This window comes from Nocardia cyriacigeorgica (assembly GCF_005863245.1).
In the GTDB taxonomy this organism is placed as follows: domain Bacteria; phylum Actinomycetota; class Actinomycetes; order Mycobacteriales; family Mycobacteriaceae; genus Nocardia; species Nocardia cyriacigeorgica_C.
Window position 1 is genome coordinate 284816 of sequence record NZ_VBUT01000009.1, and the last position, 21147, is coordinate 305962.

Below are 21147 nucleotides of genomic sequence, written 5' to 3' on the forward strand. Positions count from 1 at the left end.
GCCTCTACTTGCTGTGAGCCGCCATCGTTTCCGCGGTCGGCGTGGTGGCGGCCAGTCTTGTCGGCCGACCGCGTGGCACGCCTGGAGGCCAGCCGACCTGCGCGCCACCACGCGGGAATGGAACGGCCTCGCCCTGCTGGCCGCCGCCGTCCGGTCGAGGGGTGAAGGCGCAGTGGACAATCGAGGCTGCCTGGCCGACGCGGCGGATCGCGTGGTGGCGGTGGTCGTGGAATCGCGTGCACACGGCGGGGAGATCGTGCGATGGCGGTGGCCGGTCGAGTCGGCTCGGGTGGCGGTAGCGATCGCCTGGCGGTGGTCAGGCGATCCCGTCGGCCTTGCCGTGCAGGTAGCGCTGCTCGACCTGGTTGTCGGTGAGTTCGGCGGCGCGGCGGAAGAGTTCGGCGGCGGTGGTGGTGTCGCCGACCTGCTGGAGGAGGTGGGCGCGGACGGCGTATTCGCGTTGCCTGGTCAGCGGATTGGTGTCGAGGTGGTGGCGCTGGTTGAGGTCGTCGAGCAGGGCCAGGCCGCGGGCGGGGCCGTGCGCGTGGGCGACGGCGACCACGCGGGCGAGCTGGACCGGCGGTGTGGGGGTGAGGCGTTCGAGCCACAGGTACAACATCGCGATCTGGGGCCAGTCGGTGCGGCCGGGTTCGGCGGCGGCGTGCACGGCGGCGATCGCGGCCTGGATCTGGTAGGGCCCCGCCGGTGCGCGGTTCCAGACGCTGTCGATGAGAGCTGTTCCCTCAGTGATCATTTCGCGGTTCCACTGCGAGGGATCCTGCTGGTCCAGGGGGATCAGTTCGCCGGCTGAGGTCCTGGCCGCGCGGCGGGATTCGGTGAGCAGCATCAATGCGAGCAGGCCCGTCGCCTCCGCATCATCGGGGATGGTGGCGTGCAGCATTCTGGTGAGCCGGATGGCCTCGGCGGTGAGGTCGACGCGGGTGAGGTCGGCTCCGGCGGTGGCGGTGTAGCCCTCGTTGAAAATCAGGTACAGCACCTGGAGCACCGCGGCCATCCTGGTGTCACGGTCGGCGCCGGTGGGGAGGGTGAAACGGGCGCCCGCCTTCGCGAGTTGTTGTTTCGCGCGACTGATCCGGGTGCCCATGGTGGCCTCGGACGTGCCGTAGGCGTGCGCTATCTCCGCGGTGGTCAGGCCGCCGACGGCGCGCAAGGTGAGCGCCACCTGCGAGGTGTGGCCGAGCGCGGGATGGCAGCACAGCAGCAGCAGGGTGAGACTGTCGTCGGTTCCGCCGGTCTGCCCGGCACGCGCGGGTTCGGCCATGGCCAGCTCGGCGGCACCGGCTTCCAGCTCACGGCGCCTGCGCGCCTGATCGGAGCGCAGCAGATCCACCATGCGCCGGTAGGCGACGCGGATGAGCCAACTGCGCGGCCCGTCCGGAACACCCTCGTCCGGCCAGGTCTGTGCCGCGGCCAGCAGCGCTTCCTGCACGGCGTCCTCGGCGATGTCGAAGCGCCCGAACCGGCGGACCAGCGCACCGAGGACCTGCGGCGCTTCGGCGCGCAGCAGGTCCTCGATCTCGGGATTCACGCGCCGAATTCCTCGCCCATGATCGGGCGGATCTCGATCGGCTCACCGAGTGCTTCGACAATGCGGGCCGTGATCTCCACCGCCCGCTCATGTCCGGCGACGTCGATCACCGCGAAGCTGGCCAGCACTTCCTTCAACTCCGCGAACGGCCCGTCGGTGGCGACCACGCCATCGTCGGTCTTGCGCACGGTGGTGCTGACAGCCGGATGGCCGAGGCCCTCGGTGCTCACCAGCTCACCGGAGGCGAACAGTTCCTTTTCCAGCTGCTGGTAGGTGGCGAATGCGGCCAGCGCCTCCTCGGACGGGGTGTCGGCGGTCGCGGCGTCCCACGCGGCGGCCGGGGTGTAGCCGAGCAGCAGATATTTCACGGGGTCCTCCGATGTGGTGGGTTCTCGTCACGGTAGCCGGGATGCGACCGTGACCTGCTCGATCGAGATAGCGCCGCCGGTGCCGTGCCGCCCAGGTAATCCGGTGCAGGCGCCGAACCGTCGATCGCGATCTGGATCTGTTGCTACCTCGGAGTCATCTGGCAGATCCCGACACGGCTCGAAAGTGATCCAGATCACAGTCAAGTGATGTCGAAGACCCTTCGACCGCTCCGAGGTACCAGCGAACGACCCACACAGAAGGAGTAAAACAATGAACGACATCCAGCAGCCCACCCCCGAACTCCAGGCCCTGGACCGCCTCGTCGGCACCTGGAAGGTCAGCGGCGGCGCCGAAGGAACCGTGCGCTACGAATGGATGCCCGGCCGGTTCTTCCTGCTCCAGCACGTCGACCTCACCCAGTACGGCGAACCCGTCACCGGCTTGGAAGTGATCGGCAACCTGCACCCATTCGGCGAACCGACCGGCCCCGACGTGGTCTCGCGCTACTACGACTCGGTCGGCAACACCTTCGACTACGTCTACGAGCTGGAAGGCGACACCCTCACCATCTGGGGCGGAGCCAAAGGCAGCCCCGCCTACTACAAGGGCACCTTCGACGCCGCGGGCACCACGGTCACCGGCGAATGGGTGTACCCGGGCGGCGGCGGATACGCCTCGACCATGACCCGGATCTGAACCGCGCGCCGAGCCGGTCACGGCCGGCTCGGGCAGGACCGCCAACGAAAGATCCCGCCGTCGGCTCGGATATCGAGCCGCGCGGCGGGATCAGTGGCGGCAGGCAGCCACCGTGCGTCGATCAAGGCGTTACGAGGGCTGCTGGCAATCCAGCCACTTACCGTCTTCCTTGACGTAAGCGTTGGATTCGGTCTTGGTCTCCGACTGCGCGCCCTTGGTCTGCCACGTGGAGGTGAGGTCGGCGGTGGCGGTATCCCCGGTCACCTTGATGTTGTCGACCTTGTCGACGGTGACCGTGGTGGTTTCGCGCATGATGACCAGGTTCGCGGCCTTGTAGGCCGGTTCGTCGTAGCGGATGAACGCGTCGACCAGGTTGTTGATGCTCTCATCGGAGGCGGTCGGGTACTCCGCCTTCAGCGCGGCGGCCAGCTGATCGGCCGGCTTGGCGGCGAACTCCTCGGCCGTTCCGGCCGAGCTGAGCGGCGGGAACATGGTGTCGGGCAGATTCCGGACGTCCTCGCGGTATTTGGTGCAGGTGAGCTCCGCCATCCGGTCGAAATCGAAGGTCGCCATCGCGGGGCCCTGCGTCGCGATGAGGTCACGGATCTGCTGCGCGTCGCCACCCTCGGTGGCGGCCGAGGCCGACGCGGACGAGGTAGCCGTGGTTGTGGACCCTTCCGAGCCGCAGCCCACCGCCGCTACCGCGACGAAAGCCAGCCCGATTGCAAAAATGCGCTTCACCAAAGGTCTCTCTGTCTATCGATGACGGCAGCCGGACACGCCTGTCGAAATAACAAACTGTTCGGTCGCTGTCTGTGGGGACAGCGAACAGTACCGCAGGTAGAGGTATCCGAGCGCGGCTCGGAGCGCCCCCAAAATTGGGGGGCGAGATACTCGTCGGCGGCCGGACTCACCTGCCGTCCGCAGCGGGCGATCGCATGGCCGCTCGGTCGGATCGACCTCGCCGACGGTCTGAACCGGCGGCGCCGGACCGGTCGCCCGCACTACCAGGCCGCTTCCTCCGCTTCTTCGCGAATGCGGCGGCGGGCGCGCTCGATCCAGTGCGTGAACTGTTCGGTGAGGGTGGCGCCGGTGGCGGGGCGGACGATGAGCTGGTCGCGGACGCGGTGTTCCTGGTAGCGGCCGTCGCCGGTGATGTCGTACCACTGGGTGGCATACCAGGGATCGGGGCGGCCGTGGATCGGGCCGGTGAACAGGCAGGCATTGCCGCCGCCGTCGGCCGGGCGTAGCGCGAGGCGCTGGTATTCCTCGCGCGGGCTGCGGTGGGCGAAGCTCGAATGATGCGGTGTGCGCGCGGGATCGAGGTCGGCCAGGTGGAAGGTCGCAGCAGGCTGCTTGCCGGGTGGGCAGGAAGGCATGGCCGCGGTCAATCGGCCGGGTAGCTGCTCGGGACGGAACAGGCGGCAGGTGATCGGGCCGTCGACGCCGTCGATCGCCGCTTGCGACAAGACGACCGCCTGATACGCGGTGCTCGCGCCGACGACGCGATACTCGCCTTCCTTACCGCGCTTGGTTTTCGTTGTCCCGCCGATTATTTCGATCCGGAAATCGGATTCGGCGACGGTGTGGAAGGCGAGCTGGATCCGTTCGCGCTCGTCGCGGTCGTAGGCGGCGCGGACTTTCTCGCGGTGCGCCGCCGCCTCACCGAGGAAAGCGAAGCGGCTGACGTAGCGCAACGGACGGGGGAACCGGTCATGAGCGTCGCTGTACCACAGGGCCGCGAAATCATCGGGGTCCCATTTCCATTCGCTCAACGACGATCCTCCCCGTCCTGCTCGCGCACCGGCGCGGCCGAGGGAATATCGCCGCCGATCACACCACCCGGAACGGTCTTCGGCACCTCACCCAGCAGCGCATCGGTGTTCTCGGCGGTGACCAGATAATCCGGCGTCTTGTGCTCGTTCTCCTCGGCATTCCCGCCCCGCCCCGCGCCAGGAGCCATACCGCCCATCGGCATACCCGTCACGCCGCGCCCGGTCGTGGCGGCCCTGGCCGCGGCGGCCGCGCCCGCGCCCGTCTGAGCGGCGAGGCCGCCCGGGCCACCCGGAATGCTGCGCCCGGCACCCGGCTTCTCACTGCCGGAACCCGAACCACCGGAACCGGATCCGCCACCGGCCCCGGCGCCGCCCCCGCGACCCAGGCCGCCTGTGCCCGCCGATCCACCCGTCCCGCCGCCCGGCACACCCGTGGGGGAGTACCCAGCGGCGTTGACTCCTGCCGGTGTGGTGGAAGTGAGCGACGGGTCCGTCAGGCGGGACGTGGTGCTCGTCGGCGTACTCGACGGGGTGGTCGTGTTCGCCGCCGTGGTCGTCGGATCCTGCTGTTCCTCGGTGGTTTCGCCGCCGGTTTCCTCGCCACCGGTGGTTTCCTCGGGTTCCCCTTCGCCGCCGCCCTGATCCTCACCGGGGCCGCCCTGATCGCCGCCGCCATTGCCGCCGCCGTTGCCGTTGTCACCGCCGGTATCGCCGCCACCGCCTTCCCACTCGCGGCCCTCGGTGGGCGGTTTCACCGGCGGGACCAGCGGCTGGGTGGGGTCGTCGGGCTTCGGCAGGACCGGAATCTCACTGTCGGCCTTGACGAACGGTTTCACGTAATGCGTGCCCATCACCTCGCGTGCGGTGGCCTCGGCATCATCGCGCACGGCGCGGGCAATCGCGGCGGGCCCCGGCAGGTTCGCCGGAGTCCACGTCTTGCCCTTCTCGACTACCTCCGGAAGTTCACGCTTGGTCGAATTGATCGAATCGACCGCGCCGTAGACGCGACTACCCAGCGCCTGCAACACGGGCGAAAGATCCTGGGCTCGGGTCGTGTAATTGGACAGCGCCGAACGGGCCGCTTCCGCCGCCGGACCTTCCCATGCGGCTGAACTGGAGCGCTGAATACGCGCGGCGAACACGCGAACCCCGTCGGTCCACTTGTTCTCGATCTCGGTGAACTTATTCGCCGCCGCGAAGGCTTCGGTCGTATTCAACGGCGTGAACGCGGCATTGATCTGAGCGTGCTCGAGATGGTCGGGATTCTCGCCGTCCTTGATGCGCGGCAGTTCGTTCTGAATCTCGGACATCGCTGCCTACTTCGCTACGACGCCGGGCTGGGTGCGCGTCGGGGCAATCGGCCCCGGCGGCGGTAGTTCGGCCGTGAGCTGGTTGTAGCGGGCGGCGAACGTCTCGTCGGTGTCGATGTAGCGCTGGGCGATCGCTTTGTGGAGTTGCTGGATCTCGTCGACGATCTTGTAGTGCTCTTCGAGGATGGAGTAGACGCTGTTGTCGGCGCCCTTGGCTTTCTCGCGGAATCGGCTCACGAGGATGCTCGCCGATGACAGCGGGTCCTGATCCTCCCCGAGACCCCACTTCGCTTGGTCCGATATCGTTCGTGCGATTTCCTGAAGGTCGACGATCAGGTCTTTGAATGCCTGGCAGTCGCGGTCGATATACACAAACTCTTCGGCGTTGACACGTACGTCACCGCTCAGCTGCGTCGAGAGCCGACCTTCGGTGGCTTCCGTGATCAGTCCAGCGAACGGCCCAGCTGTTGTCTCGTCGCTCATCGTCGGTTTCCCCCTGGTAGGCGTTGTGTTTTGCGGTTGTTGCAGTCAGGCGCCAGCTGGGATCAAAGGCACTACTTTCTCTGCCAGAGTTCGCGCCAGCACGCACGTGTCGCTCGATCCCGTCTTTCGACGCGAAGGTGAATTGCTGAGGCCGAACTCGAGGCTGCCCCCTTCCATCGCGACATGAAGGGTGCACACGTACTTCGGGTCCTTCTCGTCACTGGCGTGGGATGCGATCGCGTCACGTCCGCCGATGGTGTATTCGTCGCGGACTGTCCTGTCCGGGTTGCCGCGAACCATGTCGACGGTGATATTCGTGGCGCTGATGGTAGCGCCGTAACCATCGGACTGGACCCAGCGACAGCCTTGCCACTTGACGCCGTTAGATCCCTCGTTGGAGGAGGGTTGCTTATTTCGCAACCCCTCCGAGTCCAGAACTTGCTGCGTGATATCCACGCAGGGATCGAACCCGGTCGGCACATTCTCCGGAATGGACCCCTCAGTCGTACTGGTGCTCCCCGCAGCGGTGGCCCCCGTCGACCCCACCGGCTGCGCTTCCCCCTCTGTCGACCCCCCACACCCCGCCGCAACCAACACCACAGCCCCGATAGCGAGCAGGTACCGCCCCTTCACCAGCTTCATCACCGGCTCCTCCCGATCCTGGTCACGTGAATACGGGACCGGATTCGGATTTCCGCCCCCTCGGCTGGCTGTGACCTTATCGAAATCCGATTTGCCCGGGCAAGGGTCGCGGCGGCGTTACCGGGAAACACGCGTGACGACGCGCCGTCTACGGCGCCGTTCCGGTCTCGTAGCGCCTGTTCGGCCGTCGCTGTTCGGGCGCGCTGGTGATCAGGTCGGTCCAGGTGTCGGCGAGCAGGGCCAGCCGGTACCAGGCGGCGTGCACGCGGTCGTCTGAGACGCGTTCGGCGGTGTGCAGCAGGTGGCTGGCGTGGACGTGGGCGGCGGCCATGCGGTCGACGGTGGCGCCAAGGGAAGCGGCGCGTAGTTGCCGGGCGGCGTAGCGGCCGGGGATGCGGGTGCGCACCCAGTTGTCGATGCGGGCGACGAGTTCGTGGCGCCGGCAATCGATTCCGGCGGTGGCGAGCGGGTTGCGTTGCCGGGCGCGGTGCAGATCGGCCAGTTCCTGCGCCCAGTCCAGCAGCGGATGTTCCTCGCGGCGGCCCGCGAAGGCCGCGACCAGGTCGCGCTGATCGGGTAGCGGGCGGGCGTCGACCGGGTCGGCGAGCGTTCCACGTTCACGCGCTCGGTAACTCTGGCGGTAGTCGGTGACCGTGGCGTGGACGGCGGTTCCGGACGACAGCGAGTTCATTGCGCACCTCCGCATTTCGGTGTCAGCGCACCCGCCGATTCCCCTGCGTCGAACCCGTCTTCGGGTGCGGTTATAGCGTGCGCGATCGCCGGGGCCGATGGGTGACATCCAGATGGCCCTCGAATGACAAGCGGTAACAATGTTCTCCGCCCCGGTGAATGCGTCGTGTGAGGCCACGCAGCCCGTCCACCTATCGGAGGCCGTTCCTCGCACAGGTTTCGTTACCCAGCGCGGCGAGTCGCGCGGCGAGTCTCTCTACAAGGTGTGCGATAACTGCCTACCGGAAGGCCTTGGCGCCGGTGAGGGCGTTTCCGAGGACCAGTTGGTGGACTTCGGCGGTGCCTTCGTAGGTGAGAACCGATTCGAGGTTGTTGGCGTGGCGCAGCACGGGGTAATCCAGGGTGATTCCGTTGGCGCCCAGAATCGTCCGGCATTCGCGGGCGATGGCGATGGCCTCGCGGGTGCTGTTGAGTTTGCCGGCGCTGATCTGTTCCGGCGCGATCTCGCCGCGATCCTTCAACCGACCCAGATGCAGTGCGAGCAGCTGCCCTTTACCGAATTCCAGCGCCATATCGGCGATCTTGGCCTGGGTGAGCTGATAGGCGGCCAGCGGTTTGTCGAAAACCTCGCGGGTACGGGCGTATTCGATGGTGGCGGTGAGGCAGTCGCGGGCCGCACCCAGCGCGCCGAAGATGATGCCGAACCGGGCCTCGCTCAGGCAGGCCAGCGGCGCGGACAGACCGCGCGCCCCGGGCAGCAGCGCGTCGGCGGGCAGGCGGACCTCGTCGAAATCGAGTTCGGCGGTCACCGAGGCGCGCAGCGAGAGTTTGCGATGCATCCCCCGCGCCTGGAAGCCGGGGGTTCCCGACGGGACCAGGAAGCCGTGCACGACCTGCTTGCCGTCGACGTCGACCTGCGCCCACACCACCGCGACATCGGCCACCGAGCCGTTGGTGATCCACATCTTCGAGCCGTTGAGCACCCAGTCGTCGCCGTCGCGGCGCGCGCGGGTGCGCATACCGCCGGGGTTGGAGCCGAAGTCGGGTTCGGTCAGTCCGAAACAGCCCAGCGCGCGGCCGGCCGCCATCTCCGGCAGCCACTGCTGCTTCTGCTCCTCGGAGCCGAACTTGTGGATCGCGGTCATCGCCAGCGAACCCTGCACCGACACCATCGAGCGCACGCCGGAGTCGACGGCCTCCAACTCCTGGCAGGCCAGCCCGTAGGTGGTGGCCGACATGCCCGCGCAGCCGTAACCCTCGAGGTGCATACCGAGTAGACCGAGTTTGCCCAGTTCGGGGGCGATATCGCGGGCCGGGAAGGTACCCGCCTCGAACCAGTCGGCGATATGCGGGCGCAGCCGTTCGGCCGCGAACGCCGCGACGGTGTCACGGATCTCGCGTTCGGTGTCGGTCAGCAGCGCATCGATCGCGAACAGTTCTTCGACGGTCACCATGGGGACAGCGTAAACGGGCCTCCCGCGGGCCGACACGCCCAACGGGAGAACCGGCCGTCGGCGCGGAAAACGCTGCCTTTAGGCTGAGGCCATGAGTGAGCTGGGATTCTCCACCAGGGCCGTGCACGCCGGTTTCGATCCCGATCCCCAGACCGGCGCGGTGAACGTGCCCATCTACGCGAGCTCCACCTTCGCCCAGGACGGCGTCGGCGGCCTGCGGGACGGCTACGAATACGGCCGCACCGGCAACCCAACCCGCACCGCCCTGGAAGCCAACCTCGCCGCGCTGGAATCCGGCCGCTACGGCCGCGCCTTCGCCTCCGGCATGGCCGCCACCGACTGTGCCCTGCGCGCCACGCTGCGCCCCGGCGATCACATCGTCATCCCCGACGACGCCTACGGCGGCACCTTCCGGCTCATCGACAAGGTGTTCAGCCAGTGGGGCATCGAGCATTCGCCCGCGCACGTGTTCAACGTCGACGAGATGCGCGCCGCGATCCGCCCCAACACCAAGCTGGTCTGGATCGAAACCCCCACGAACCCGCTGCTCAGCATCGGTGACATCCCGGCCCTCGCCGATGTCGCGCACGCCGCCGGCGCCAAGCTGGTGGTCGACAACACCTTCGCCACCCCGTACCTGCAGCAGCCGCTGCTGCTGGGCGCCGACATCGTGGTGCATTCGACCACCAAGTACCTGGGCGGTCACTCCGACGTCATCGGTGGCGCGCTGATCACCAATGACGCCGAACTCGACGCCGCGTTCGCGTTCCTGCAGAACGGCGCGGGCGCCGTCCCCGGCCCGTTCGACGCCTTCCTGACCATGCGCGGCACCAAGACCCTGGCGCTGCGGATGGACCGGCACTGCGACAACGCCGAGACCCTCGCCGAGTTCCTGACCAGGCACCCGAAGATCTCGCAGGTCATCTACCCGGGCCTGAACGAGCACCCCGGACATGTGGTCGCCGACAAGCAGATGCGCCGCTTCGGCGGCATGATCTCGGTGCGGCTCAACGACGGCCCCGACGCGGCCCGCGACTTCTGCTCCCGGACCAAGATCTTCACCCTGGCCGAATCGCTGGGCGGTGTGGAATCGCTGATCGAACACCCGGCGGCCATGACCCACGCGTCCACCGCGGGCTCGATGCTCGAGGTGCCCGCGGATCTGGTGCGGCTGTCGGTGGGCATCGAAGACGTCAGCGACCTGCTCGCCGACCTCGAGCAGGCGCTGAGCTGAGGCTCCCCAGATGACGAAGCGGCCGCACCCGAAGTATCGGATGCGGCCGTTCGTGTCTGTGGGCCCGGCCGGACGATGCCGGCCGCGAGCCGGATCAGCTGTGGTAGGGCTCCGCGCTGATCAACGTCACCTTCATGGTGTTGCCGTTGGGCAGGGTGTATTCGCGGGTCTCGCCGACCTTCGCGTCGATGAGCGCGCCACCCAGCGGCGAGTTGGGGGAGTAGGTCTCCAGCTTGGAGTCGCTGAGGCCCTCTTCGCGCGTGGCGATGAGGAAGGTCTCGGTGTCGGATTCGTCGCCGTCGTAGTAGACCTTGACCACGGAACCCGGCAGCGCGACGCCGGACTTGGTGGGCGCGACGCCCACCTTGGCGTTGTTCAGCAGCTCCTGCAGCTGGCGGATGCGAGCTTCCTGCTGACCCTGCTCCTCGCGCGCGGCGTGGTATCCGCCGTTCTCCTTGAGGTCGCCCTCTTCACGGCGTTCGTTGATCTCGGCGGCGATGACCGGACGGTTGGCAATGAGCGCGTCGAGTTCGCTCTTGAGCCTGTCGTGCGACTCCGGGGTCAGCCAGGTCACTTGCGTCTCAGTCATCTCGATCACTCCCTAGTAGTTGTTCCCGGCGAGCCAGGATTCCCTGATACTGCGAGTACCCACCCGCACGCGGACAGGCACAAGCAGACGGCTGGAGCGTTCCTGGGAAGTTCTTCGAACCTTCACAGACCTGATCCCGGATAATCTCGCCGATCCGGAACCGCGCCGGCCGCCAATGCAGCAAACACGGCTCCGTGCCCCGGAACCGTGCGTGAAGCCATTTTAGCATGGTTCATAAATGCGCAGGTCGGAGTTTATTTTCTGGGCAGTTCGCGCCGTAACCGCGTTATTTCAGCCCGCGCGCAGGTACTGCGGCACCTTGTCTGTGCAGCCGTAGACACTGGCCGAGGACGGCCGTTCGGAGGACCGGACGCGGGTGGTGAGTTCGATGGTGCCGTAGTCCTCGGTGGCGTTCGGGTCGGCGCCCACGATCAGGACTTCGCGCCGGCCCACCTCGGCGTTGTCCCGCGACATCGCGCGGACGAAGCAGACGACGGGCTCGGTGGGATCGTCGCGGGTGACCTTGATCCGCACCTCGATGGTCGAATCGTCGATGACGGTGTAGCCGAGCTGCTCGGCCTGGATGTCGTCCGGGCCGTACTTCGACCAGCCCAGATAGGCCACCACGACCCCGGCCACCAGCACCACCAGGCCCAGGCCGAGCGCGATGAGCTTGCGCCTGGTGCGCTGCCCCGCCGGTCGGGCGCCGTAGCGGTCGGCATTGCGAGCCGCGACGTCGGCGGCGCGGCTGGGGTCCGGCTCGGTCATGCGGTTGCGGGCATCGACGCGGTCATGCGGTGTCCTTCGGGCCCCGGTCCGGGCGTGTGAGGACGCTCGCGGGGGGTAGGTCGGAACAGAATCGGTCGGAATGGAACTATAGAGAACGAAGACCTGACGGGAATCTCCCGACCCACCCGCGATGCGAGAGCGACGGTGAACGTGAAGTGAGTGGCCTTCGCCTCATGGCGGTGCACGCCCACCCCGACGACGAATCGAGCAAGGGTGCCGCGACCACCGCACGGTATGCCGATGAAGGCAACGATGTCCTCGTCGTCACGCTGACCGGCGGCGAACGCGGCAGCATCCTGAACCCGGCGATGGATACCCCCGGTGTGCTGGACCGGATCGACGAGATCCGCCGCGAGGAGATGGCGGCCGCGGCCGCCGCGCTCGGCGTCAACCAGACCTGGCTGGGATTCGTCGACTCCGGCCTGCCCGAGGGCGACCCGCTGCCGCCGCTGCCCGAAGGCTGCTTCGCGCTGGTACCGCTGGAGGAGGCCACCGAGGCGCTGGTGCGGGTGGTGCGCGAGTTCAAACCGCACGTCATGACCACCTACGACGAGACCGGCGGCTACCCGCATCCGGACCACATCCGCTGCCATGAGGTGTCGGTGGCCGCGTTCGAGGCCGCGGGCGATCCGGAGAAGTTCCCCGACGCGGGTGAGCCGTGGACGCCGCTGAAGCTGTACTACGACCACGGGTTCAGCATCCGCAGGCTGGAAGTGTTCGCCGAGGAGTACGAGCGCATGGGCGAGCCGTTCCCGATGCGGGAGTGGCTGGACCGGATGCGCAAGTACGCCGTCGAGCGCGGCGACGTGATGACCCGGGTCACCACCCAGGTCGAATGCGCCAAGTACTTCCCGCAGCGCGATGACGCTCTGCGCGCGCACGCCACCCAGATCGACCCCAACGGCGCGTTCTTCGCCATCCCGCTGGAGATCCAGCAGCGGCTGTGGCCGACCGAGGAGTTCGAACTGGCCCGCACCCGGGTGCGCACCGCCCTGCCCGAGAACGACCTGTTCGCCGGTATCGAGGACGAGCACCGGTGATGCTCGCTCTACTCGCCCAGACCCCGGGCACACCGACCGGCCCCGAATTCGGCAAGGCCTCGCCGTTCGGTCTGATCATCGTGCTGATCCTGCTGGTCGGCACGTTCCTGCTGGTGCGTTCGATGAACAAGCATCTGAAGAATCTGCCCGAGCAGTTCGAGCCCGAGCATCCGGAGCCGGACCAGGCCGCCGATGAGGGAACCGAGCCGGGGATCGCGTTGCGTGCGGAAGTGGAGGACGACGCCGGGAAGCACGCCGATTCCGATGGGCGCGCCGATGCCGGTGGACGTGCTGAATCCGGCTGAGTGCTGAGCCTTCGCGTCGGGCCCGAGACCGTGGCTGGTCTCGGGCCCGATGTCGTTGTGCCGGAATGCCGGTGTTGATCGACGGCGACGAGCGGCGGTCGGTGGTGCGTGAGGTGCCGCTGCTGACCAGCATTCATACGAACGTGCGTACTCGATTCGCGGTGGTCGATGGCCCGCCGGCGTTCGCGCTGCGATTGGGCGCGAACACCGGCTGCTCAGGCGACCGGGGTGGGTTTCGCCGCGCAGGTCGGGTGCCGGCCGGGCGTAACGCATGCTTCGGCGTCGAATCGTTGTCCGCTGCGCGGTGTTCGCGGTCGAGGAAATTTGGACGCCCGGGATGAGTTCGGTGATGGCGCATCGCTTCACCCTGGTGAACTGAAAGCTCGGGGTGGGGGCGCCGCTGCGCTCGTTCCGGGCGCACTGTGCAGTCTACCGGGCGAGTTTTCGTACCGCACCGGGTTTTTCGGTTGCTATGGGTTTGTTGTGCGGCCGAGATCGAACGGCGATGGTGGTTGCCGGGCGCGCATGTTGCCGGGAAACGAACTGCTAGTGGGCTTTACACGTGTGCCCGGTGCCGGAACTTGCAGTGCCGAAAGCTGCCGACCAGCAACCACATTCACCAGTCGATGAGACCGAGCTCGTGCAAATGCCGGAACACCATCATCGAACCGGGCGCGACGTGATCCATGGCCGCGTACTCGCTGACGGTGAAGTAACGCAGCTCGGCGATCTCGCTGGTGGGTGTCGGTTCGCCGGTGAGATCGGCGGTGAAGCAGTTCATCTGCAACTGCGTGCCCGGCGCCTGCCCGTACGCCTCGGCATGAAAGACACCCAGCTCGCTGACCTCTGTCACGCCGACGCCGAGCTCCTCGCGGATCTCACGATGCAATGCCTCGACGGGAGTCTCACCAGGATCGATCTTGCCGCCCGCCATGTAGAAGACCTCTTTACCCACCGAACGCGTCTGGATGAGGCGGCGGTCACGGATGTGGGCGAGGGCGGCGGTACGGATCACGGTTCCACTGTAGGAAGCCGATCAAGCGGGTTTTCGTGGGGCTCCTGGTCGCCGGGGGCATCCCACAGGCTGTCGTTCCGAGACGAACATGAGCGTCGACTGTGGCTCCCTCGAAGACAACACGCTCGGCGACTATCCGTCTTCTGCATCGAGGCCGGGAGTCGCGTGAGCGCGAACATGCAGGTCGTCGGCGGCCGCGCGGTTCGGTGAGCAGCACGGCGTTCATCAGCGCGCGTCGCGCTCAGCGCCCCGGTACCGGTGCCATCGGGGTGAGGCCGAGGCCCGCGATGGCGGCGGTGCCCCGTTCGTCGCCCGCGAGTACTCGGGACCGTGCCGCCTGATATGCGCAACCGGCGGCGTCGAAGGTGGTGGCCGTGGTGAGTGTGCGTTGCGGGTCGCCGGCGAGCAGGGCATCGGCTCGCTCCACGAGAGCTTCGGCAATCGGGTTGCCCGCCACGATGTTTCGCGCCTCCGCGATGCGCTCACTCGCCTCGGGGCTGCCGGCGAGGACGGCGGCCTCGGCGCGCAGCGCGACGTACCAGTGCAGCCAGATCCAGGTGACCCAGCGCCACACCTCGTCCGGGGCGGCGGCCATGCGCTGCAACGCCTGGGCCGGCTGTCCGTGGTGGAGCATGGCGAGGGCGTCGAAGACCGCGCCGTAGCCGTGGGTGCGGACGGGCGTGGTGTCGACGCGGCGTGTGTACTCGGCCCATTCGGCGTGCGCGTCCTGGTCGTCGCGCAGATCGTGGACCAGCGCCACACCCGCCATCGCGGGGCCGAGCAGTGAGCGGGCGGGGCTGCCCGCGCGCTGCCAGGAATCGAGGAAGCGGACGCTGTGGGTGCGGGCCTGCTCGATATTTCCGGCCAGCGCGTCGGTCACCAACAGCCAGCTGGTGGCGCGATGCCCCACCTCGGCCAGCAGCGGATGATCGGCGAGCTGTCGCGCCCAGCGGCGGGCACCGGGCAGATCGCCCGCGCCGAGGCTCGCTTCGGTGGCCTCGCCGAGCGCCTCGATCAGCTCATGGGTGGCGGCGGGCGTGCGCGGGGCGGATTCGAGTACCGCCATCCGGCGCAGGGTGGTGGCCGCGGCGCCGAAGGTGTCACCGGCCCAGCTCTGCGCGCCGGCGAGGGTGTCGAGTGCCGCCGAGGTGGCGAGCGGATCGCCGGTGAGCTGGGCGAGGTCGACGGCGCGTTCGGTACGCGCGAGGGTGTCCGGCACCACCTCGCCTTCCGGATGCTGCCCGGTGAGGTTGTCGGTGAGCATTCGCCCGGCCTCGGCCAAGGCGACGGCGGCCTGCGCCTTCGGGTCGTCGCCGGCCAGTTGCCGCGCCTCGGTGATGAGGGCCAGCGCTTCCGCCCGCGGCAGCACCCGGACGAATTTGCCTGCGAAACGGTAGGAGTCGGCGGCGGCGGTGGCCAGATCGCAGGCCGCGCCCGCGGTGTCACCGGACCGGCGGGCGGCCTCGGCGGCTTCGCGGTGCAGGCGGTCCATGTCCTCGCCGCGCAGCTGGCATCCGGCCGCGCCCGCCGCCTGCCGCAGCATCGACGCCGCCACGGCCGGGTCGTCGGCGAGGGCGGCGGCCTGCTCGTAGCGCATCTGGGATTCACCGATCAGGTTGCGGGTGAAGCACAGTCGCGCCATCCGCTCGGCGAGCTCGCGGGCGTCGGTGCGCTGCTCCGGCCGGTCGGCGGCCCAGGCCATGGCGGCCCGGAAATCGTCGGCGACCCGGTCGAATCGGGCGCGCCAATCGGGGCCGATCACGTCGAGGGCCTCGGCCTCGGTCAGGCACCAGCGCAGATGGCGTGACCTGGTGTCGGTGAGTTCGTCGGCCTGCGTGAGCCGTTCCCGGCCGTACTGCCGAATCGTTTCCAGCGCACGGTATTCGGTGCCGTTCGCGGTGGCCGTGACCACCAGCAGGCTCTGCTCGGCCAGCCGGGCCAGACCGTCGGCGGCGACACCCAGATCCAACCCGGCGACCCGCGCCGCCGCCTGCACGCTGAACGACTTCATGAACAGCGAGATCCGGCGCAGCAGCACCCGATCGTCCGGGTCGAGCAGGTCGTGGCTCCAGTCCAGGGCCGCGCGCACCGAGCGGTGGCGGTCCTCGGCGCGGGAACCGCCCGAGAGCATGCGCAGCTGATCGGAGAGTCCGGCCTCGAGACCGTCCAGGCCGAGGGTGGTCCAGCGGGCGGCGGCCAGCTCGATGGCCAGCGCCACGCCGTCGAGTCGTTCGCAGAAAGCGGAAACCTGTTCGCGCAGTGCGTTGTTCGGCGGCCAACCGCTCGCCGCCGCGCGATCCATGAACAGCTCCACCGCATCCGAATCGCCCGCACCGGCCAGCGACATCGGCGCGACCGGATACACGCGCTCGAAGGGAACCATCAGCCGGGCGCGGCTGGTGGCCAGCACCGTCATCCGGGGACACGCCGCGAGCAGGCGTTCGATGAACGGCGCCACCCCGTCCAGGACATGCTCGCAATTGTCGAGGATCAGCAGGGCCTGCCGGTCGGCGAGCGCGGCGAGCACCGACTCGTCCATGCCGCGTCCGGGTTGCTCGCCGATGCCGAGCGCGAACGCGACCGTCCCGGCGACCACGCAGATATCGGGGCTGGTGATCGGCACCAGATCCACGAACCACACGCCGTCGGGAAAGTTGGCGGCCGCGTCGGCGGCGACGGCCAGTGCGAGCCGGGTCTTACCCACCCCGCCGGGGCCGACCGCGCTCACCTGCCGGTGTTCGGTGATCAGCTCGCCCAGCTCGGCGCGTTCGCGGGTGCGGCCGATGAACGAGGTCAGCGGCTTGGGCAGAGCGGGCGCGGGTTGCGGCTGCTCGTCGGCGTCGGGCTGGGAGGCGTGCTGGGCCAGCGCGCGCCGATCGGGCACCTCCAGCTTGCGCAGCAGGGAGGACACATGGCTTTCCACCGTGCGCACCGAGATGAACAAGCGCGCGCCGATCTCGGCATTGCTCAGATGCTGCCCCACCAGCGAGAGCACCTCGGCTTCGCGCGCCGAGATCTCCACCGTCGCCGCCATGACTCCCATCCTGCTCGTGATCGCGTGATCATACTTCGCGGTCTGAAACCGGGTCGGTACGGAGACGTCCGGTGTGGGCACGGAGGCCGTGCGTGCGCGCGATCCGTGGTCGGTTCCGTGGTCGCCACGGATGTGGTGGATGCCCCTCCGGCGCGAAGCTGTGAACACAGCCGTTTCACGGCACCAGGCCCACCGGGCCCCCGACATCAGGAGTGATCATGACCAGCACCGCTTCCATCCAGTCCGTCATCCTCGAAGCCACCGACGCCGCGGCCACCGAAACCTTCTACGACGCCGCGTTCGGTCTCGGCGACAAGCTGCGGGTGCGGGAATCGCAGGCGCCGACCAGCGGGTTCCGCGGCTACGTGCTGTCGCTGGTGGTCTCGCAGCCGAGCACGGTGGACAGCCTCGTCGGCTCGGCCGTCGATGCCGGCGCGACCATCGTGAAGGCCGCCAAGAAGAGCTTCTGGGGCTACGGCGGTGTCGTCCAGGCGCCGGACGGTTCGATCTGGAAGATCGCGACCTCGGCGAAGAAGGACACCGGGCCCGCCACCAGGGAGATCGACGAATTCGTCGTGCTGCTCGGCGTGGACAACGTCAAGGCGACCAAACAGTTCTACGTCGAGCACGGGCTGACCGTCGGCAAGAGCTTCGGCAGCAAGTACGTCGAGTTCGAGGCGTCGGCGTCGTCGGTGAAGCTCGCGCTCTACGGCCGCAAGGCCGCCGCCAAGGACGCGGGCGTGCCCGCCGACGGCGCCGGTTCGCACCGCATCGCCTTCGCCGCCGATATCGCGCCGTGCACCGACCCGGACGGGTTCGTGTGGGAGGCGGCCGCCAGCCTCAGCCCCACCGCCTGACACATCCAGCACTTTTCTCGAGGAGAGATCATGACGACCACCCAGGGAATCAAGACCGTCCTGCACCCGGTGACGGACCTGGAAGCCGCCAAACAGCTCTACACCGCCCTGCTCGGCGTCGCGCCGCAGACCGACTCGCCCTACTACGTGGGCTTCGAAGCCGAGGGCCAGCACATCGGGCTGGTGCCCGACGGCGGGCCGCAGCAGATGACCTCGCCGGTGGCGTACTGGCACGTGGACGATATCGAGGCCAAGCTCGGTGAGCTCGTCGCGGCCGGGGCGACTGTGCGGGAACCGGCGCGCGAGGTGGGTGGGGGACGGGTGGTCGCCACGGTCACCGATGCCGACGGGAATGCGCTGGGGCTGATTCAGGACCGCTGAATGCCGTGCTCACCGCCGGACGACGAGGGGTCGTCCGGCGGATGCGCGTGTCATCGATCCCGCGGCGCACGCGTGGATTGTTCCGCTGGGTCCGGTGAAACTCGCGGTCGCGCTCGGGTTGCCGCGCCAGCAGGTCAGGACGGGATCTCGGTGGTCTCCCGTCGCGCCATCGTCACCAGGATGTCGTGCAGGGCCTCGGCCTGCCTGCCCGCGCGACGGTCGTGCAACACCACGTCGGTGAAGGCGTCGACCAGGGCCTGAGCCGGGTTCAGCGGGCTGAAAACGAGATCCGGTCCGCCGCGCAGGGACTCGGTGACCAGTAGTCGCTGGGCTACCTGGCGGGCACGGAAGTTGCCCGCGGTGTCGAGTGCGCAGCCGTACGCCCGGACCACCGCCATGTACACCGTGCGGTCGGCAATGCGACGCCTGCGCAGCCACTTCCGGGAACGCGGGGCAGCCGTCGGCCGCGGCACCAGCGCGGTGCTGTCGAGGACCAGCCACAGCGGTGCGGGGTCCGTTCGAGGCACGGCGGCCGCGCCGAGGGTGCGGGGCGGCGCAGTCCCGGCAGGGTGGCGAATCTCGATGCCCTGCAAGGTGATCGGGTACCTGGCGAGCATGTCGCCGACCGCTTCGGCGAACTCACGCAGGATGGAAGGGTCGAGTGGCGGGTCGTCGAAGCCGATCAGCGTCAACCCGTGCCGCGCCGCCAGCTCGGCCAGAAGGTTGTGCCCATCGGAATCGGGCGACTGATCGCGCTGTGTAATGGTCGGTGGTTGGCCGGCCGGTTCGTGGGCGTCAGCCCGCTGCGTGACCGCTGATCGGGCGGAGGCTGGTTGGGTGGCAGCGGGTTGTCGGACACCTTGATCAGCGGTGGCTGGTTGGGCGGCGGTTGGGATCGCGCCCGGTGGTGGAGTGGGTCCGGGTTGAGCGGGAGCTGGTTGCCCGGGAGCCGGCTGGTTGGTTGCTGGTTGGGTGGCAGCTGGTTCGGCGGTGGCTGGGTGGGCGGCGGTTGGGATCGGGCCCGGTGGTGGAGTGGGGCCGGGGTGAGTGGCAACTGGATGACTGAGAGCCGGCTGGTTGGTTGCTGGTTGGGTGGCGGCTAGTTGGGCGGCAGCGGGTTGCGCGGCGGTTGGGGTCGCGCCCGGTGGTGGAGTGGGACCGGGGTAAGTGGCAACTGGATGACTGGTAGCCGGCTGTGTGGTGGCTGGCTGGTTGGCAGCCGGTTGAGTAGCAGCCGGTTGAGTGCCGGCTGGATTCGTGGCAGCTGGGTGCGCGACAGGCGGTTGAGCGGGAGCCGGTTGCGCCGCCGATGGTTGACCGTTCGCCGGGTGGTGGTCCGCACCGGGTGAGCCCGCCGGTCGAATACCTGGTGCCGGGCCTGCCTCACCCTGCGGCCGAGCGACCATGGGCACGCGAAGGGACCGCAGCGCTTCCGGCAACGCGTCCAGCGGGGACGGACCGGAGGCGGCCTGCCCAGCGCTGGTTGACCTGGGCCCTGGTGCCATTCCCCGGTCCTCGCCGCTGCTCAACGCGTCGTCCTCGCGGAACGAAACCTCTTGGCTCGTAGCTGATTCGCCCAATGCGATCGGCGTCCGCCGTGCATCGTCGTCGAGCCCCATCGCGGAAGCGCCCGGCGCGACGGGCGAAGGCGGTGGTTGCGGCGCAGACAAGCGAGCGCTGTCGGTCGCGGTGTCGCCCGGCCGGGCCTCGGTGACAGCCGCGGCGGCGTCGTGCTGTTCGGAGCCGGATGGCTGATCCCGCTGTGCACCGCGGCCTGCCGACTGTGCGCTGCCGCCGGCCGGTTGAGCGCCGTCGGGTTGAGCGGCAGTACGGTGCGCTACCGGCGGTGAAGTGGGAGCCGGCCGCGCCGCAGACGGCGGAGCGCTCGCCAGATGCTGGTCGGCACCGAGTGAGTTCGCCGGTCGCGGGCCTGCCGCGCCCTGCGGTCGGGCAACGGTGGGCACACGAAGGGAACGCAGCGAGTCCGGTAGGGCGTCGAGTCGGGCCGGTTCCCGCCCGGCGCTGGCGGAGGACTCCGACCGAGGCGCCTCGGCCGAGTCCCCGTCGCCGGCTGCCGGACGGGCGGGCTCGGAGGTCGAGCGCCCGGTCGCGATAGTTGGTAGTGGTGCGGGCTGTACTGGTGGCTGCGATGTGGCCGGGCGGGCGCGGCCGGTCGTGGAAAGGCCGGGCTCGGCGGCGGTGCTGAGATCCCCGGGCCGGGATGGGAGCGGCGCTGCGGCGACGGGGGTCTGCGAACGGGGTGCGGTCGCGCGGGTGCTGCCGGGATGTATGTCCGCGGCACTCGCGGATGCGGTATCTCGGGTCGAGGGGTGCGGTGTCGCCGCACGGCCGCTGTCGGTCGTCGCGTTGCCTGCCTGAGGCGCTGTGGTGGCGGGTGCGGCCGGACGTCCTGCTGCTGTCGCCGCGGGTCTTCGCTTGGACCAGGGTGTGGGGCGCGGCGCACGATCGGGTGCGGGTGTGGCGGCGTCTACGAGCGGGTTCGCCGCAGGGGCAGCGGTCATGCTCGCCGACTGGGCTTCGGCGGCGGCGATGGCGGCTTTCAGTTCGGCGACGGTGGCGGTGGCATCGGCGATCACGCGTTCCAAGCGGGTGACCATGGCACGCATCTCGGCGAGGTCGGTGGGTGACGGCCGGCTCATCGCGCTGTCCTGCTCGTCATGACCGCCTATCGGGTGAGGCCGGTGTGCTGACCGGTAACCACATCCGATCGCAGCGGGTGCCGCGACGGACTATGACGCGTCCAGTTTCCCATTCGGGGCGCGTTGTTTCCCGCAGATGGGGAGTACGTACTTGCGTACGGCGGGGAGCGGGTCGCTAGGAACGCCTACGCGCCCTCGCCTCGCTCCTGGACTGTCAGCATCCGGGTGCCCCTCCCGCCCACGACATGGGCCACAAGACTCCCAGCAAGCGACAG

The 21147-nt window shown here is 68.8% G+C and carries 21 protein-coding genes; 7 read left to right on the plus strand and 14 right to left on the minus strand.

Features of this window, described 5'->3' with window-relative positions; translation table 11 throughout:
- Positions 1-316: 316 nt before the first annotated feature.
- A complete protein-coding gene (locus FEK34_RS23040; protein WP_138450897.1) occupies positions 317-1549 on the minus strand; it encodes an RNA polymerase sigma factor in 1233 nt (410 codons plus the stop codon).
- Entirely contained in the window at positions 1546-1917 is a 372-nt protein-coding gene (locus tag FEK34_RS23045) for a YciI family protein (RefSeq protein ID WP_036539708.1), read from the minus strand. The genes FEK34_RS23040 and FEK34_RS23045 overlap by 4 nt, the downstream gene beginning before the upstream one ends.
- Before the next feature lie 271 nt (positions 1918-2188).
- On the opposite strand from FEK34_RS23045, the gene FEK34_RS23050 reads away from it, so the two are divergent.
- Complete coding sequence (locus tag FEK34_RS23050) at positions 2189-2614, plus strand: hypothetical protein (RefSeq protein WP_138450899.1); 426 nt, start codon at positions 2189-2191, stop codon at positions 2612-2614.
- 129 nt (positions 2615-2743) lie between these two features.
- On the opposite strand, the gene FEK34_RS23055 is transcribed toward FEK34_RS23050, so the two are convergent.
- The 7 genes from FEK34_RS23055 to FEK34_RS23085 form a co-directional block, all read right to left on the minus strand.
- Positions 2744-3355 carry a hypothetical protein gene (locus FEK34_RS23055; RefSeq protein WP_138450901.1) on the minus strand — a complete coding sequence of 204 codons (612 nt, stop codon included), beginning with the start codon at positions 3353-3355 and terminating at the stop codon, positions 2744-2746.
- A 263-nt stretch (positions 3356-3618) separates the two neighbouring features.
- A complete protein-coding gene (locus tag FEK34_RS23060; protein WP_138450903.1) occupies positions 3619-4389 on the minus strand; it encodes an ESX secretion-associated protein EspG in 771 nt (256 codons plus the stop codon).
- Positions 4386-5699 carry a hypothetical protein gene (locus FEK34_RS30130; RefSeq protein WP_171048341.1) on the minus strand — a complete coding sequence of 438 codons (1314 nt, stop codon included), beginning with the start codon at positions 5697-5699 and terminating at the stop codon, positions 4386-4388. The genes FEK34_RS23060 and FEK34_RS30130 overlap by 4 nt, the downstream gene beginning before the upstream one ends.
- A gap of 6 nt (positions 5700-5705) precedes the next feature.
- Positions 5706-6182, minus strand: a complete 477-nt coding sequence (locus FEK34_RS23070; RefSeq protein ID WP_138450905.1) for a hypothetical protein — start codon at positions 6180-6182, stop codon at positions 5706-5708.
- 45 nt (positions 6183-6227) lie between these two features.
- Positions 6228-6824 carry a DUF3558 domain-containing protein gene (locus FEK34_RS23075; protein ID WP_138450907.1) on the minus strand — a complete coding sequence of 199 codons (597 nt, stop codon included), beginning with the start codon at positions 6822-6824 and terminating at the stop codon, positions 6228-6230.
- A 148-nt stretch (positions 6825-6972) separates the two neighbouring features.
- Positions 6973-7515, minus strand: a complete 543-nt coding sequence (locus FEK34_RS23080) for a DUF4254 domain-containing protein (protein WP_138450909.1) — start codon at positions 7513-7515, stop codon at positions 6973-6975.
- Positions 7516-7792: 277 nt separating this feature from the next.
- Positions 7793-8968 carry an acyl-CoA dehydrogenase family protein gene (locus FEK34_RS23085; protein ID WP_138450911.1) on the minus strand — a complete coding sequence of 392 codons (1176 nt, stop codon included), beginning with the start codon at positions 8966-8968 and terminating at the stop codon, positions 7793-7795.
- 91 nt (positions 8969-9059) lie between these two features.
- On the opposite strand from FEK34_RS23085, the gene FEK34_RS23090 reads away from it, so the two are divergent.
- Positions 9060-10202: a cystathionine gamma-synthase gene (locus FEK34_RS23090; RefSeq protein ID WP_138450913.1), complete on the plus strand. Its 1143-nt coding sequence runs from the start codon at positions 9060-9062 to the stop codon at positions 10200-10202.
- A gap of 94 nt (positions 10203-10296) precedes the next feature.
- Here FEK34_RS23090 and greA read toward each other — a convergent pair whose 3' ends face one another.
- Together greA and FEK34_RS23100 are read right to left on the minus strand one after the other, a co-directional pair.
- Positions 10297-10791: a transcription elongation factor GreA gene (gene greA / locus FEK34_RS23095; RefSeq protein WP_036539687.1), complete on the minus strand. Its 495-nt coding sequence runs from the start codon at positions 10789-10791 to the stop codon at positions 10297-10299.
- 291 nt (positions 10792-11082) lie between these two features.
- A complete protein-coding gene (locus tag FEK34_RS23100; RefSeq protein ID WP_138450915.1) occupies positions 11083-11559 on the minus strand; it encodes a DUF4307 domain-containing protein in 477 nt (158 codons plus the stop codon).
- Between the two features lie 176 nt (positions 11560-11735).
- On the opposite strand from FEK34_RS23100, the gene mca reads away from it, so the two are divergent.
- Both mca and FEK34_RS23110 read left to right on the plus strand, forming a co-directional pair.
- Entirely contained in the window at positions 11736-12620 is an 885-nt protein-coding gene (gene mca / locus FEK34_RS23105; RefSeq protein ID WP_249359509.1) for a mycothiol conjugate amidase Mca, read from the plus strand.
- Entirely contained in the window at positions 12620-12925 is a 306-nt protein-coding gene (locus FEK34_RS23110) for a hypothetical protein (protein ID WP_249359511.1), read from the plus strand. Before mca ends, FEK34_RS23110 begins: the two co-directional genes overlap by 1 nt.
- A gap of 616 nt (positions 12926-13541) precedes the next feature.
- Here FEK34_RS23110 and FEK34_RS23115 read toward each other — a convergent pair.
- A complete protein-coding gene (locus FEK34_RS23115; RefSeq protein WP_138450919.1) occupies positions 13542-13940 on the minus strand; it encodes an NUDIX hydrolase in 399 nt (132 codons plus the stop codon).
- 241 nt (positions 13941-14181) lie between these two features.
- Entirely contained in the window at positions 14182-16974 is a 2793-nt protein-coding gene (locus tag FEK34_RS23120; protein ID WP_138450921.1) for an ATP-binding protein, read from the minus strand.
- Between the two features lie 218 nt (positions 16975-17192).
- Between FEK34_RS23120 and FEK34_RS23125 the strand changes: the two genes are divergently transcribed.
- Complete coding sequence (locus FEK34_RS23125; protein ID WP_138450923.1) at positions 17193-17831, plus strand: glyoxalase; 639 nt, start codon at positions 17193-17195, stop codon at positions 17829-17831.
- Between the two features lie 30 nt (positions 17832-17861).
- Positions 17862-18212 (plus strand): VOC family protein, encoded by a 351-nt coding sequence (locus FEK34_RS23130; RefSeq protein ID WP_138450925.1) that lies wholly within the window; start codon positions 17862-17864, stop codon positions 18210-18212.
- 134 nt (positions 18213-18346) lie between these two features.
- On the opposite strand, the gene FEK34_RS23135 is transcribed toward FEK34_RS23130, so the two are convergent.
- Positions 18347-18904, minus strand: coding sequence for a hypothetical protein (locus tag FEK34_RS23135; RefSeq protein WP_138450927.1), 558 nt, complete (start codon positions 18902-18904; stop codon positions 18347-18349).
- Positions 18905-20690: 1786 nt separating this feature from the next.
- On the opposite strand from FEK34_RS23135, the gene FEK34_RS23140 reads away from it, so the two are divergent.
- Positions 20691-20894: a hypothetical protein gene (locus FEK34_RS23140; RefSeq protein ID WP_138450929.1), complete on the plus strand. Its 204-nt coding sequence runs from the start codon at positions 20691-20693 to the stop codon at positions 20892-20894.
- The last annotated feature ends 253 nt before the right edge of the window (positions 20895-21147 follow it).